Here is a 16,373-nt window from a genome sequence, read left to right on the forward strand (position 1 = left end):
GTGCTGAGGCCGAAGGTATTGATCGTGGCGTTGTTGGTGAGGTTGACGTCACCGGCATTGCTTGTGCTGTTGGCAGCAATGGTGGAGCCAAGGGTGAGGACATTGCCGGTTGTGCGTCCTGTGAAGCCACCACCACCGGCGATGGCCTGGGTAAGGATGCCAGTGGAATTGATGCCAGTGGTTTGGATGGCTGTGTAGTTGATCGCAGCATCAATGGAGCCAGCGTTGGTGGAGCCAATTTGTGTAGCGCCGAGGTTGGCATTGCCGCCGACATCACCAATCCAGCCGCCACCACCACCGACAGATTGGAGAAGGATTGCAGGGGCGTCATTGCCGGTGGTGACGACCTGATCACCGAAGCCTCTGAAGTTGATGGAGCCTGCATTGGCGGTGCCCGATGCCGAGCTGGTCATGCCGAGAGTGGCGTTGCCGATGACTTGAGCACCAAAGCCACCACCACCAGCGATGGATTGAATGACCAGAGCGGATGAGTTGTTGCCGGTTGTGGTGACGTTGCCGGTGAGAGAGGCCTTGACGTTTCCTGCGTTGAGGTTGCCGCTGACTTGGAGTGCGCCAAAGACGGCATCACCAAAGGCACTGCCGGTGTAACCACCACCACCACCGATGGATTGAGCGGTGAGAGCAGTGGAGAAATCGCCCTGAGTTTGGAGAAGAGAGTTAACGGTGAGATCAACGTTGCCGGCAGTGGAGGTGCCTGAGTTGTTTCTGCTGCCGAGTTGTGTTGTGCCTGTACCGCTACCAGTTAGTAGCGCGAAGCCACCGCCACCGCCGATGGATTGAGCGACGAGTGTGGGAGAGGAATTGGCGGTGGTGATGATCTGAGCACTGGTGTTTCTGAGGGTGACATCACCAGCGGCGGCATTGATACGTCCATTGCTGCCGTAAACGACGGCATATTCATTGTTCTCGCCTGTCTGTGATATGTAGCCGCCTCCCCCTGCAATTGACTGGGCGATTAGACCAGCGGAGCCCACCGAGCTCGTGTTGATGATTCCGCGATTGGTGACGGAAACAGCGCCGGATTGAATGATGGGCAGGCTGCTATTGGCTGCTGCCGTTGAGATCGTTCCGAGGCTGATTGTCTCACCTGTCTTGGTCGCCGATGCACCACCACCACCACTGATTGATTGGGCGATGATTCCTGCAGAGTTGATACCAGCAGTGTTATCAACACCTGCTGAAGTGATGATGACAGCTTCATTGGTGAGGTTGACATCACCGGCATTGCTTGTGCTGTTGCTTGCAATCGTGCCGCCAAGGGTGAGGCTATTGCCTGTGGTACTACCGGTGAAACCGCCACCACCAGCAATGGCTTGGGCCAAGATGCCTGTGGAGTTAGCACCAGTGGTTTGGATCGCTTGGTAATTCACCCTGGCATTGATTGATCCAGCGTTGGTGGATCCAATTTGTGTGGCGCCGAGGCTTGCATTTCCACCAACATTGCCAATCCAACCACCACCACCGCCGATGGATTGGATCACGAGCGCCGGTGCATCGATTCCCTTTGTTTGAGCGAGTTCACCATTGCCTGTGAAGGTCACGGAACCTGCGTCGGCGGTTCCTGCAGCAGCACTGGTCATGCCGAGTACCGCATCACCTGTTATTTCTGCGCCGAACCCACCACCACCGGCGATGCTTTGAACGACCATGCCTGCGGAGTTTTTACCTTCGGTGATGGCGTTCCCTGTGAGCGTGGCTCTGATCGATCCAGAACTGAGGTTGCCGCTGACTTTTGAAGCTCCGAGGCTGACGTTGCCGAGTGCATTGCCGGTGACGCCACCACCACCACCGACGGACTGAATCACCGCACCGGTGGAGTAATCAGCTGCGCTTCCGATCGTGCTCGTGCTTGTCAGGGTGACATTGCCGCCCTGGAGTGAGGAACCCGCTTCACTGCCGAGCTGTGCGTTGGGTGTGCTGCGTAGCAGAGACCAACCACCCCCACCACCGATGGATTGGACGACGAGTGCTGGGCTGTAGGCACCAACGGTGACAAGGGATGCGCCGAGGTTGGTGAGGTTGACGTCACCGGCATTGGCCTCGGTGAGATTGCTTCCAGCGAGCGTGACGTTGTAGCTCGAGAGTGCGTTGGTTTCTGCGATGTAGCCACCACCACCGGCGATGGATTGAACCATCAGAGCCGGTGAGCCGTTACCAGCGGTTTGTAAAACGCCGCGGTTGGCAACAGAGACAGAATCGGCGTTGGTGATGTTTCCAGCGCTTGCACCGAGGCGACTGAGGGTGCCTAAAGATTTGGCAGCTGCACCACCACCGCCACCGATGGATTGGGCGAGCAGTGCAGCGGCATTGATGCCCGTGGTTGTGATGTCACCTGTGTTGGTGACAGAGACCCTGCTACCCGAGGCATTGCCGATTAGGGAGCCGCCAAGGATGACGGCGTCACCCGCGGAGAGGCCGGCGACACCACCACCACCACCAATGGACTGAGCTAGCAGACCGATGGAGTTGTTGCCGGAGGTTTGGATCTTGCTGGAGTTGGTGACGCGCACCGAGCCGGCGTTGGCGATGCCAATGCCGCTGGCACCCATCGTCACGTTGCCGGTGACCTCAGCTACGGCACCGCCGCCACCACCGATGGATTGGGCGAGCAGTGCTGGAGAGCTGAGGCCTTGGCTGATCAAGCGGTCAGCGGTGTTGTTGACGGTGACATCACCGCCATTGGCCGATGCGCCAATGAGGTTGACGGCACCGAGGTTGAGGGTGGTGCCGATGTCGCCAGCGCGGCCACCACCACCACCGATGGATTGGACGTTGATCAGTGGGCTGAAGTTGCCGTTGGTTTGAACAGATCCGGAGTTGTTGAGAGAGACTCTGCCTGCGTTTTGGCTACCGGAGCTGCTGATGCTGCCGAATTGCGCGGAACCGTCGACCTGGCCGGTGTAACCACCACCACCACCAATGGACTGGAGGCTGATGCCAGGTGAGCTGTTGCCGGTGGTGAGAATGACGGCACGGTTCCTGACCGTGATGGCGCCACCATCCATCAGGGAAGCACTGTTTTGCGCCCCGAGGGTGAGAGTCCCCTCGATTGGACCGACCCAGCCACCGCCACCGCCGATGGATTGAGCGGACAGAGCTTGGCTGTAATCGCCTGTTGTGGAGAGGCTTGCTCCTAAAGAGGCGATGGAGATGCCACCACCTGAAAGATCTGCGCCAGCCTTGGCAGCGATGCTGCCGATGGTGACATTGCCGCCGGAGGTTTGGCCGACGCGGCCACCACCACCACCGATGGCTTGGGCAACGATTGCGGGCGAATAGCGACCGAGGGTGGCGAGGCTTCCTTGGTTGAGGAGCGTCATCGCCTGGGCGGACTGGAGTCCATTGGCATTGCGTGATCCGAGTTGGACCGTGCCATTGGCGCTGTCCGCGGAACCACCACCACCGCCGATGGCTTGATACAAGATCGCCGGTGAGAAGTCTGACTGGGACTGCAGAGTTCCGGTGTTGGTCAGCTTGGTAGTCCCCGAGCGACCGGTGGCGCCGTTGCTGCCAAGGGTTGCATCACCGAAACCGGATTGGACGTCACCACCACCACCACCAATGCTGTGGAGATAGACGGGGATGGACGAGCTACCACTGGTGATGATGTTTCCGGTGTTGCGGAGGGTGACGTCTCCGGAATCGCCGCCAGAACCTCCGGAACCTCCAAGGTTGAGGCTGCCTTGGTTGATGTTGACCGTGGCGCGACCACCACCACCGCCGATCGATTGGGCAACAACGCCGTAGGAACCGCTGCCGAAGGTGGTGATATTGCCGTTGTTGGTGACGGTGATCGTGCCGCTACGGCCACCTTCACCACCTGAAGCACCGAGGCTGAGGGCGCCTTGGCTGCTACCAATGTCACCACCGCCGCCGCCGATGGCGAGTGCATAGACACCGATGCCGTTGTCTCCGCGGGTGACGATCTCACCATCCACCGTGTTGTTGATGGTGATGTTGCCGGAATTACCTCCGGAGCCTCCTGAGCCCCCGAGGGACGCTTTCATAGCGGCGGTGCTGGAGAGGGAGCCACCACCACCGCCGACAGACTGGGCATAGATGCCATAGGCAGCAGCGCCGCTGATATCGATGACCCCTGAGTTAGTCACGGAAACATTGCCACCATTGCCTCCGTCGCCGCCGGATCCACCAAAGCTGATGAAGGCATCCGTGCCGGTCGTTCCGCTTGGAGTGGCAATGCTGATGCGACCACCCCCACCACCAATGGATTGGGAGAAGATCCCGTGAGATTGGCTTTTATTGGTGACGACGATGCCGTCGTTGCTGACGGAGACGTTCCCGGCGTTGCCGCCACTACCGCCTGTGCCACCGACTTGGAGGGTGCCGCCGATCGTGTTGCCTCCGCCGGATGAAGGCGTGGCCAGGGAGACCTCACCACCACCACCGCCGACCGACTGGGCGTAGATGCCGACAGCATTGTCGCCAAGGGTCTGGATGTCAGCGGCGTTGCTGATGGTGATGCGTCCGGAGTTGCCGCCGGAACCACCAGAGCCGCCGACCGTTCCATTGATTGTGATCGTGGAAGAGGAGGTGCCGCCAACAAAACTGCTGGAACTACCGCCACCACCGCCCACAGATTGAACGTAGAGGGCTGTGGCGTTATCGCCAGAGGTGAGGATGGTGCCGTCTTGGATGTTGAGGTTGACGGCACCGCTGTTGCCGCCGTTACCACCGCTGGCGCCAATGGCTGCATTGACGTTGACGTTCCCGGCTTGAACGTCGCTGACGTTGTTGACCACACTTCCGCCGCCACCCCCGACTGACTGAGCCATCAGAGCGATGGCGTTGTTGCCCGTGGTGGTGATGACGAGGTCTTCGGAAATCAGGCTCACTGAGCCGCTGTTTCCACCTCCACCGCCAGCGCCGGTCGCACCTGCAGTGAAGCCACCGAGGGTGGCATTGGTGGTGCTATTTGCTGCTTTGTTGTGGATGGCACCGGCTTGGCCACCCCCACCACCAATGGACTGAAGCAGGATGCCGGTGGCTGACTCACCTGCGGTGGCAACGCCCAGTGTCTTGGAGCCATTGGTCGTGAGAGACACGTCACCTGCGTTTGATCCGCCACCTCCCTTGCCACCCATCGCGAAGGTGGCAGAGGCGGAATAGGTGGTGTTGCCACTGTCGGTTGCTGTGGTGGTCATGGAGCCACCCGCACCACCGCCACCACCGATGGATTGGAGAAGAACACCCGTGGACTGGATCCCTGTGGTGAAGACGTTCCCTGACAGAAGAGCCGTGACGTTATCGGCTGCACCGCTTACGCCGTTGCCACCCCTCTGGGCGTCATTGGCACCAAAGGCAAAGGTGGAATTGACGTCTGTTGCAGAAGGAGATGCATTGGCGGTGATCGAGCCACCTTGGCCACCACCACCACTGATCGATTGGAGAAGCAGGCCGTAGGAACCAGCCCCTTCGGTGATGAAGGTGCCATCAGCAAAGAGCTTGACGGCGCCAGCGCGTCCGCCTGTGCCACCTGCACCACCCATCGTCATGGAGGTTGAAAGGTCGCCGCTAGCTGCGCCTTCATTGATGGCGCCAACAGCACCACCACCACCTCCAACGGACTGGAGGAAGAGTGCGTGGGCGCCATCACCACCAGTGGCGATAGAGAGATCAGCGACCTGCGAAGCGCTGCCAAGGGTGACTGAGGAGGCACGACCTCCATCGCCACCGTTCGTGGTGAGTGAGCCAGTTGCGCCAAGCGCGTAGTTGAAGGTTGAGGAGCTCGAGAGCAGGTTCGCACCGAATACGGATCCGCTTTGACCACCACCACCACCGATGGATTGGAGCAGAAGACCATGGGCACCAGCTCCGGCACCAGTTGTTGCATTGCCGGTGACGATGGTGAGGGGAGCGGGAACGCTGATGTTGATGGCTCCGCCTGAACCACCAGGCCCCCCAATTCCGCCCAAGTTGACCGCTGTTGAGACTGGAACTTGGACGGTGCCTGCTGATTGGTCTGTATTGGCAACAAAACTACCGATACCGCCGCCACCACCAATCGATTGGGCGAGATAGCCGATCGAGTTTTCTCCAGAAGTAAAGATGTTCCCTGAAATGCTGCCTTGAACGGTTTGCCCCCAGGAGCGGCTTGTACCCACAAGACTGCCCATGTTGAAGATTGCATTCCCCGTTTCAGCGGATGCCGAAGCATTGGAGATCAGCGCGCCGGCTTGACCACCACCACCGCCGATGGATTGAAGAAGAACGCCATAAGCGAGATCTCCTTGGGTGATGAAGGTGCCGTCGAGATACCCGGATACAACGCCCGCAGCTCCTGCCCTTCCACCTCGACTGCCCATGGAGAAGACTGCGCCAAGATTTCCTTCAGCTGAAGCTTTATTGATGATTTGACCGATGCCACCACCGCCACCAACGGACTGGAGGAAGACAGCATTGGCTCCATCACCAACTGTCTGAATTGCTAAATCTGCGACCTGACTGGACGATCCCAAAGCAACATTGCCGCCGGCGCCACCGCCACCTCCAAAACTCCTGGTAGCCGATCCACCTAATTCAAATGATGAGGCACTTGAGGACGTGTTGATCGCGCCATTGATGACGGAACTTGCCAATCCACCACCACCGCCAATGGATTGAAGTAGCAGACCGTGGGCTCCTGTGCCCTGCCCGAGTGAGACATTTCCAGTGCTGATTGTGAGTTGTTGGGGAACATTGAAAGTGATGGATCCACCGTTTCCACCATTGCCTCCATTGGCACCCATTTCGAGGAATGTGGATGAAGTGAGGGAAACTGATTGTGGTGAGTTGATGATTGAGCTTCCAGCGCCACCGCCACCACCAATGGTTTGGGCAAGGAAACCGACAGCGCCATCACCTTGGGTCAGGACGTTCCCGGAGAGGGAAACAGAAATGTCACCACCGCGACCACCTGAATACCCCGTCAACGGCGTTCCAATTGAGCCCAATGAAAATGAGGACTGGGCGGAGGAGGCAGAGGGTGAAGCATTACTGATGACTGCACTGGCTTGACCACCACCACTACCAATGGATTGGAGCAGGACGCCATAGGAAGAGACCCCAGAGGTGATGAAAGTACCCTTTGCGTTGAAATTCACCTTGGAAGCTGTACCTCCATTGCTACCGTCACCTCCGATCGCAAACGTGGAGGAAAGATTGCCGCCAGCATCAGCGTTGTTGACGTAACCCGCGATACCACCACCTCCACCAATGGATTGGAGGAATACTGCATTGGCGTTATCACCCAGAGTTTGGATTGCTAAATCGGCGATTTGATTGGGAGTTCCGAGTGAGACAGATCCAGCACTACCGCCGCCATTCCCTCCGCCTGAGGTAGCTGTAGCACCGAGGGAAAAGGAGGAGTTTGATAACGTTGTTGCCATATCTCCGCCGATCACGGAACTGGCGATACCACCACCACCTCCGATCGATTGAAGCAGCAGACCATGGGCACCGGTGCCTGTCGCTAGTGAACTATTCCCTGTTTTGATTGTGAGTTTTTCGGGTGTTGTTAATGAAATGGATTGACCATTTCCACCCTTGCCTCCTTCAGAGCCGAGATTGATGGAAGATTGAGCGCTCAAGGCGACGGAATCAGCTGCCGATTTAGTTCCGGTGACGGTGCTTGCTGCACCACCACCACCACCGATGGATTGCGCTAGGTAGCCAATCGATGCTTCACCCCAAGTCTCCACATTTCCGGAGAAGGACGAAGTTATCGCTCCACCGGAGCCGCCAGCGCTGCCGGTTTTTGCGTTGCCGGATGAGCCAAAGGAGAACAGTGAATCAGCAGTGGAAGCGGAAGTGGATGCATTGGCAATGGCTGTTCCAGCTTGACCACCACCACCACCAATGGATTGGAGAAGAACCGCATATGAATTTGTTCCAGATGTGAAGTAATTACCGTCTGCATAGAAGTTGATCGATGATGCGGAGCCTCCTTTTCCACCATCGCTGCCAAACAGGAATGATGAATTCAGATTGCCTCCGGCCTGACTCTCACTAACTGTGGCTCCGCTTCCACCCCCACCGCCGAGGGATTGGAGAAGAGCGCCAATCGAGTTAGCACCAGTGGTGGTAATCGAAAGATCAGCCGGATTGAGTGCAGATCCAAACGTGATTGATCCGCCAGATCCACCTGATCCAAAGGATCCATTTTCGCTTGAAAGTGTATTAACAGTTGATCCAAATGCCGCTGTCGTGTTGGCTGTTGCAGATTTGATATTTGCACCAATTACTGCTCCGCCTGATCCACCACCACCACCGATGGCTTGAAGCAACATTCCGTGTGAAGCACTTCCAGATGTTCGAATTGTGAGTTGATCTTGCGTCGTGAGGTTGATTGTTCCGGAATTTCCACCATTTCCGCCGTCTCCTCCCATGGAGATATTGGTCATGTTGGCGTAACCGATCACGCCTGCAGAGCTATCGGCTGCAGATTCAGTGACTGTGCCTCCGATGCCGCCACCACCACCAATGGATTGCGCGAATAGACCAACGGAGTTTTCCCCAAACGTGGTGATCGAACCTTGCAATTCACCAGATATGTCGCCGGCGGAACCTCCACCACCGCCGCTAGCGGCCTTCCCGTAGGAACCACCAAACGTAAGCTTGGTTACAGAGGAAATAAAACCAGTTGGAGACATATAGGTCCCCATTTTTGTGAACACATCCCGCGGGTTTGAGTTCGATGCGTCTGTTTTGACAGATCCGGCTTGGCCTCCACCTCCGCCAATGCTTTGCAGCGTAATTCCATCGGAGCTTTCCCCCTTGGTGACAATATTGACGCCGCCCAAAAATGTGACGTTACCTCCATCTCCTCCATTGCCGCCTTGGCTTCCAAACAACGATGAGACATCAAGAACCCCAGTCGCCTGACCGGTGGTGGTGTCATCACCAATACCGCCACCCCCACCAATTGACTGCAAGAAGATTCCAGTTGAATTATCTCCCGTCGTGGTGACTTTAAGTGGAGCTAACTTGTTGAATGAGCTTATCAGCTTTACGTTCCCTGCCTTTCCGCCCGATCCCCCGTCTCCAGCCTTGGCTGTTGCTGAACCAAGGTTTAACTTTGCATCGGTTCCTTCTGTTGTTGTTGTTTTGACAGCCCCTGCACGACCGCCGCCACCTCCAACACTTTGAAGAACGATTCCTTTAGATGCCACTCCTGAAGTCGTAACCGTGAGAGTGTCAAATACCCGTCCAGGACCTGTCATTGTGAGAGTGACATTTCCAGCATCTCCACCACCGCCACCAGTGCCACCAAGGCCTACGGCAACAGCGCCTGTAACGCTACCTCCGCCACTGGTTGAGGATGCACTTTCTGAAAGACCAGCGGCTCCACCGCCACCACCAACAGATTGAAGGAAAATTGCATCTGAGGAGTTACCCGTAGTCCTGACTGTTCCAGTGAAATCGACATTGACATCTCCCGAGTTGCCGCCGCCGCCACCTTCACCAGCTTTACTAACGCCAGCACCTAAAGCCATATTTTTTTGCTTCGCCCAAGATTGTGTACCACCCTTCAGCGTTCCCATCACAGATCTGCTGCCGGAATAATCAAATTGATTGGCGGATGGTGCTGAGGCACTCGTGCTGGATTTAGCTACACCTCCAAGCCCACCACCACCGCCGACAGATTGTGCAAAGAGACCAGCAGCGTTATTCCCGGATGTTGTGATATTTCCTGTTGCTTTAACAATCACCGATTTTGAATCGCCACCAGCACCACCTTTGGCTCCCATTGAGAAGCCAAGGTTCATTGCTCCACCACTATTATTATTTTGTGAAGCACCTCCCGCACCGCCACCGCCACCGACCGCTTGAGCTAGAAATCCTGTAGCGCTATCGCCCTTGGTTGTGATATCGAAATCATAAAGTTCAATTGTCACGTTGCCAGAATTACCTGCAGTTCCTCCCTCTCCACCGACCTGTGCCGCTGCACCAAAACTAAGTTCTGAACCAACCGAGTTGAAACTGGTATTGCTAGTGCTACCACCATTACCACCACCACCACCAACTGATTGGGCAATGAACCCCATCGCAAGATTGCCCTGGGTATTGATCTCTAGCTTTTCATTTGGAATGCTAAAGACTTCAACGTCACCAGCAACTCCGCCGGTGCCTCCCTTGCCACCAAAACCAAGGTTGACACTACCCATTAGTTTTGGACCTGCCTGAGCTCCCTTTTTTGCAGTTGTATCTTCAGCAGATTTGTAGTTGTAGTAGAGATTGACTGCGTTGTTGTAATAACTTCCGCATGATTCTGGAAGTGCACCAAAACATTTTGAGTCTTTTGTTGCTGCAGCCGCGAGGCTTCCGCTCAATTTGAGAGCGTTATTTGATGTGAAGTTAAAGGATGTTGTGCTGCCACCAGCACCACCACCGCCACCAACTGATTGAGCAAGAAAACCCGTCGCCGAATCACCAAAGGTATTGATTTTGCCAGAAACGCTGGCTTTCACATTGCCAGCTTTTCCTCCGTTGCCTCCAGCGCCTGCAATATTCCCTCCAAGCGACAGAGGTCGAGACTTGCCTGCTGTAGGTTTTTTGGGGTCCGTGCCAACGGATAGTGTTCCCTGATAGCTCACCGAGGAACCACCCGTACCACCGCCGCCGCCCACGGATTGGGCAATGATTCCGTAGGCGAAATCACCATAAGTAAGAATATCCGAGCTTGAATACAATTCAACATAACCGCCAGAATTTCCGCTTCCCCCTGTTCCGCCAATATTTAAGCCACCAGTAATTGTGTTGCTGTTTCCAGTTGATTTGGCCGCATCTTTGGAGCCGGTGAATTGCATATTTAATGTGCTGCCACCATCGCCGCCTCCGCCACCAACGGATTGAGCAAATATGCCTGTTGAGTAATTGCCTGACGTAATGATTGATGGAGCGGTATTCTCGACGTATACATTTGCTCCCTTCCCGCCTCCTGCACCTTGACCGCCGACGTTAATCCCTAGGTTATAAGTTGATTTTGCTGAAGAGACGGTGAATTGTGCATTGGTGCTGCTTCCACCAGCGCCGCCGCCGCCACCGACTGATTGGGCAAAGATTCCGTACGAAAAAGCTCCACCTGTTGTTAAAGGGGCGCTGTTTGTGACTGAGACATCACCAGCGTTAGCACCTGAGCCACCATTGCCGCCAACGCTTGCCCCCGCGCTGATGGCTTGGCCTTTGCTTGCTGCTAGCTGAACGGATACCGATTGACCACCACTGCCTCCTTTCCCTCCTAAAGACTGGGCGAAAATAGCGGAGCTTTTCCCGCCTACTGTTTTAATTGATCCAGTGTTGTTGACAGTGACATTTTTTGCTACTCCACCTTCACCGCCCTCACCACCAAGGCTTACCCCTAGATTTGCACCATTGGATGCCTGAATGTTTAGCACGTTGCCACCAGCGCCGCCGCCGCCGCCGACTGATTGGGCGAAGATGCCATAGGAATTATTTCCGTAAACGTTGTCATCTAGAATTTTCCCGGTATTAATTGTCGCGGAATTGGTGACCACTACATTTCCGGCCCTGTTCCCTTGTCCACCTTTTCCGCCAAGGCTTATGCCTCCATTGAACGCCTTTCCATCTTTTCCGATAGATAGCGCCCCTTGGATGTTATAAACGTTTCCTCCGGTGCCGCCTCCGCCGCCAAGCGATTGAGCTAAAATTCCAGTTGAGAAGTCTCCAATTGTTGTTATTGAAGTTGCAGTGTTGTTGACAGTCACATCACCACCAATGCCGCCTGTTCCACCACTTCCGCCGATATTGACTGCCGCATTTACTGCGGTTTTGGCACCCGAGCTTCCAGATACTTGAACGTTGATTGCGGCACCACCTGCGCCACCCGATCCTCCTACTGATTGAGCAAATATTCCGCGACTATGACTTCCGATGATGATCGAGCTACCGTCCTCTTTTTTGAGAATTGTTCCTGTCTTCAGGTCTCCAGAGTTTGTGATGTTGACAACTGAAGCACTACCACCTGAGTTGCCCGAGCCACCGATATTGACACCGCCATTGATCGAATTTCCTTTTGATCCACTGAGCTGGACGTTGATCACCCGCCCACCTACACCGCCGCCACCGCCAAGAGACTGGCCATAGATGGCACTCGCCTGGTCGCCAAGAGTCGTGATATTGCCGAAATTATTGATTGTGACGTTTCCAGCATTGCCGCCACTGCCACCTTTGCCCCCTAGGTTGACTCCGATGTTTGCAGACGTGCCTGTGGACAGTGCAAGATTTCCGCTAATTGCTTCTCCACCGGCTCCGCCACTGCCGCCTACGGATTGAGCAAAAATGCCATATGCATTCGATCCATAAACATTGAAGTCGTAAATTTTACCGGTCTTGATTGTTGCGTAGTTCGTTACCTCAACGGTGCTTGCGGTTGAGCCAGATCCTCCGCCTCCCCCGAGTGTTACTCCGGCTGAGACAGCGGTGCTGCCGCCCGATGCATTGACATTGACCGAACTTCCGCCGGTACCACCGCCACCACCGATGGATTGGGCAAGAATGCCCGCTGCATAATCTCCAAGGGTTGTGATGCTTGATCCATTGTTGTTGACTGTTACTGAGCCGGCTGAATTGCCGCTTCCTCCACCGCCACCGATGGCGACACCTGCAGTGACTGAAACACTATTACCGCCAGCTAGATTGGCTTGAATAACATTTCCTCCTGAACCACCGCCTCCGCCAACCGATTGCGCGAAAATTCCATAGGAATAAATGCCAGCAAGATATTCGCCAACATTGGAGTCCGTTCTTATTTCACCTGTTTCGATGGCTGCGCTGTTGGTGACGTTGACATTGCCTGCTGTGCCCCCGCTGCCACCCTTTCCGCCGACAGCGGCCTTTGCCCCGATGGCTGGTCCCCCAGAGCCAGACAATGAGACAGACAGAGCCGATCCGCCAGTACCGCCAGATCCACCCACCGACTGTGCAAGCAATGCAGCCGATTGATTGCCTGATGTGGTGATTTTTAGGCCAGTGTTGTTGACAGTGACACTGCCGGCGCGTGCTCCGCTTCCAGCTGTGCCGCCAACAGTCGCCCCGGCATTAATTGCACCACTTCCACCAACAGCGATTGAACCACTAATTGAATTGCCTCCGTTTCCACCTGATCCACCGACTGATTGGGCGAAGATACCCATCGCATTTTTGCCCGTTGTAATCAGCGTCGAGCTATTGGTCACTGAAACATTCGACCCTGAGCCGCCACGTCCACCGCTGCCACCCAGTGTCACTCCCAGGTTGACTGCACCACTGCCACCAGCGAGTTGGAAGTTCATGGCAGTACCACCAGCTCCACCGCCTCCACCGATGGATTGAGCCAGGATTGCGGATGCATTTTCGCCTGCTGTGGTGATCGAGGTACCCCTCGACGTAACATTCACAACTCCGCCAGTACCGCCGCCTGCGCCGCTCCCGCCCAGTACAAAGTTTGCGTTTACACCGGCACTTCCTCCGGCAATTGCTCCGCTGACGGCATTACCTCCAGCTCCACCGCCACCGCCAACAGATTGAGCAAAGATTCCGTACGACTGAAAACCTGTTGTTTGGATTGAGCTTGCAGCGTCAACCTTGACGGTGCTGGAACTGCCTCCACCTCCTCCAGACCCACCAATCGTGGCGCTTGCATTAACTCCAGCCGCAGATCCTCCTGCTCCTGTGATGCTTAAGACGGAGCCACCGGCACCACCCCCGCCTCCAACTGATTGGGCAAAAATACCGGCCGAATTATTGCCCTCGGTAATGATGCTTCCACCTGAGGTGTTGACAGTGACGGTTCCGCTATTTGCGCCTGAACCGCCGCTCCCGCCGACGCTTCCTCCCATGTTGACGGAGCCTCCGCCACTGCCAGAGAACTGAAGATTTAGAGTCGATCCGCCTTGACCGCCGCCGCCGCCGATGGATTGAGCAAGAATTCCCTGTGAAAAACTCCCTAGGGTTTTAATGACATCGGAACCTTCAAAGGTTGTGGTTACCGTGACAGATCCACTTTGAACGCCGCTTCCACCACTTCCTCCAATGCCGAAGTTGGCTGTCACCCCGGCAGAGCCACCTGCCGCAACGCTGGCCGTAGCCGCTGCACCACCATTTCCGCCGCCGCCGCCGATTGATTGCGCAAGGATTCCCGGGGAATAGCTAACAGGATTCGTTGTATAGAGCCCAGTTTTGATGGAACCACCGCCGTAGGTCAGATTAACGGAGCCACCACGGCCACCACTTCCACCGGAGCCACCAACAGCAACAGCTACGGAACCACTCGCAACAGGATTTGCACTGAAACTTCCGGTTATTGCGGAGCCTCCATTGCCCCCACCGCCACCAACTGACTGAATCACAACACCAGGAGAAAAGCTGCGATAGGTGTTGAGGTCTCCGCTGATGTTGCCAATGGCTGAGCCAGCAGAGCCACCTGAAGAGCCACGTCCGCCAACAGCAGCTCCAATGCTCACAGACGCTGATGCTGATAGTGATCCAGAGCTTCCACCTGATCCACCACCGCCTCCAATGCTGGTGATCGATACAGCAGGTGAGTATTCGTTCTTCGTGGTGATTGACGTTCCTCTAAACGTGGCAGACGCTGTGTTGCCACTACCACCGGCTTTGCCTGAACCGCCGACCGATGGAGCTATTGATGCTGCGCCAGCTGAGATCGACAGACTTGAACCACCTGAGCCACCGCCACCTCCAATCGAAGCAACATTGATACCTGGTGATTGAAACCCTTCGGTGACAATTGTTCCTTGGGCAATAACGGTTGCTGGTCCTGCATTGGCTCCTGATCCTCCCGTTCCACCAACGCTGGTTGCGATACTGGCCCCAGCACTAAGTGCAACACTTCCGCTACTACCACCTGAACCACCGCCTCCACCAATGCTTGTGGCCAGAATGCCCGGGGAATAATTGCCTGTCGTTGTGATATTTGCGGCGAATGGAGTGCCTCCTGTGCCTACAGAGACTGACCCACCGCTGTTTCCTGAGCCACCACCACCGCCTACAGCGACGCTGACTGATACACCAGCCCCCAAGGTCCCAGAGACTGAACCTCCGCCGTTTCCGCCACCGCCACCGATGGATTGCACGAGTAATCCGGGTGAAGCTTCACCTTGAGTGTTGATATTGACGGCACGATTGCCACCTGGAGTTGTCACCCTTGCGGTCCCACCTCGGCCACCGCTGGCTCCGCCACCACCAACCGACATCGAGAAACCTACCCCTGCTGAGGCAGCACTACCGCCGTTTCCACCACCACCACCGATGGCTTGCACAATGACGCCAGGTGCATAGTTTTGAAAGGTATTAATTGTTCCATTCGCTAATGATGCAGAAGCTGTACCTGCATTCCCCCCTGGTCCTCCTTGGGCGCCGAAGGCAATGATTCCTGAGCTCGTGCCTGCACTGCCACCACCACCACCGATGGACTGAACAAGAATTCCACTGGAGAGGATGTTGCTGGTGTTTCGTCCTGTCGAAATCGTCCCGCCAGTGAATGAGACCGATGCGTCCCCAGCATTGCCACCCGATCCTGCTTCCGATGAAGCGCCAAGGGTGATGAGGGATGTCATCGAGCCAATGGCACCACCACCACCACCAATGGATTGAACGATGATGCCCTGAGAGTTGTTGCCGTTGGTGGTGATGCTTCCAGACGTCATTGAGACGCTGGCAGAACCACCTGCACCGCCGGCTCCACCTTTCGCCGCACCAAGGTTTGTGAGGCTTACGGAAGACGGGACTGATCCCCCACCTCCACCAACGGATTGCGCATTAATGCCAGGCACACTATTTCCGCTCGTGGAGATTGTGCCTGCGTTGGAGACCTGAACTTGACCAGCGCTGCCTCCAGTACCACCTAGCCCTCCAAACGTCACAAAGAAGTTTCCACTTCCGGCTGCTCCGCCCTGACCACCAACGGACTGAGCCAGGATCCCTGCCCCCCCAGCATTCCCAGCTGAAGAGACAGTGATGGAGCCTGAGTTCGACGCACGAGCTAGGCCAGATTGACCTCCACCACCGCCGGCTCCACCACCGCCGAACAATCCAGCACCACCACCATCGGCGCCAACACCACCGGTGTTCTGGGCCAGAGCCCCTAGTGCTCCAGAATTTCCGGAATTTGAGATTGCAACTCTTCCGCCACTCGCAATCGTCAAACTTGCCGTTTTGCCGGTGGAGTTACCACCAACTCCGCCGCCGCCGCCACTTGCGAATGCACCGCCAGCACCGGGCCCGCCATCTCCTGCTTTTGCAACCGCTTGAACAGCCGTCGCAGCGGCACTTCCGTTCAGTCCAGTACGGATGTTGATTGATGAACCCCTGTTGATCGTGACTTGCACGTTGCCTGG

General features: G+C 56.2%; 8 protein-coding genes. 3 read left to right on the plus strand and 5 right to left on the minus strand.

Going from position 1 to position 16,373, the window contains the following annotated elements; genetic code table 11:
• Both RS9916_RS14715 and RS9916_RS14735 read right to left on the minus strand, forming a co-directional pair.
• On the minus strand, positions 1-7,718 hold a 7,718-nt coding region (locus RS9916_RS14715), incomplete at its 3' end, for a hypothetical protein (RefSeq protein ID WP_038023102.1).
• Between the two features lie 20 nt (positions 7,719-7,738).
• Complete coding sequence (locus RS9916_RS14735; RefSeq protein WP_198003381.1) at positions 7,739-7,975, minus strand: hypothetical protein; 237 nt, start codon at positions 7,973-7,975, stop codon at positions 7,739-7,741.
• A 146-nt stretch (positions 7,976-8,121) separates the two neighbouring features.
• Here RS9916_RS14735 and RS9916_RS14740 point away from each other — a divergent pair, with 146 nt between their 5' ends.
• Entirely contained in the window at positions 8,122-8,298 is a 177-nt protein-coding gene (locus RS9916_RS14740; protein ID WP_198003382.1) for a hypothetical protein, read from the plus strand.
• 440 nt (positions 8,299-8,738) lie between these two features.
• Complete coding sequence (locus tag RS9916_RS15060; RefSeq protein WP_232199503.1) at positions 8,739-8,876, plus strand: hypothetical protein; 138 nt, start codon at positions 8,739-8,741, stop codon at positions 8,874-8,876.
• A gap of 416 nt (positions 8,877-9,292) precedes the next feature.
• On the opposite strand, the gene RS9916_RS14745 is transcribed toward RS9916_RS15060, so the two are convergent.
• The 3 genes from RS9916_RS14745 to RS9916_RS15235 all read right to left on the minus strand — a co-directional run bounded on the left by RS9916_RS14745 (position 9,293) and on the right by RS9916_RS15235 (position 13,600).
• Positions 9,293-9,502 (minus strand): hypothetical protein, encoded by a 210-nt coding sequence (locus RS9916_RS14745; protein ID WP_198003383.1) that lies wholly within the window; start codon positions 9,500-9,502, stop codon positions 9,293-9,295.
• Positions 9,503-13,000: 3,498 nt separating this feature from the next.
• Entirely contained in the window at positions 13,001-13,147 is a 147-nt protein-coding gene (locus RS9916_RS14750; RefSeq protein ID WP_007097596.1) for a hypothetical protein, read from the minus strand.
• A 321-nt stretch (positions 13,148-13,468) separates the two neighbouring features.
• Complete coding sequence (locus tag RS9916_RS15235; RefSeq protein WP_255346322.1) at positions 13,469-13,600, minus strand: hypothetical protein; 132 nt, start codon at positions 13,598-13,600, stop codon at positions 13,469-13,471.
• A gap of 935 nt (positions 13,601-14,535) precedes the next feature.
• Here RS9916_RS15235 and RS9916_RS14755 point away from each other — a divergent pair.
• Positions 14,536-14,748 (plus strand): hypothetical protein, encoded by a 213-nt coding sequence (locus tag RS9916_RS14755; protein ID WP_198003385.1) that lies wholly within the window; start codon positions 14,536-14,538, stop codon positions 14,746-14,748.
• Positions 14,749-16,373: the final 1,625 nt, after the last annotated feature.

The sequence above is a fragment of the Synechococcus sp. RS9916 genome (assembly GCF_000153825.1).
GTDB lineage: Bacteria > Cyanobacteriota > Cyanobacteriia > PCC-6307 > Cyanobiaceae > Synechococcus_C.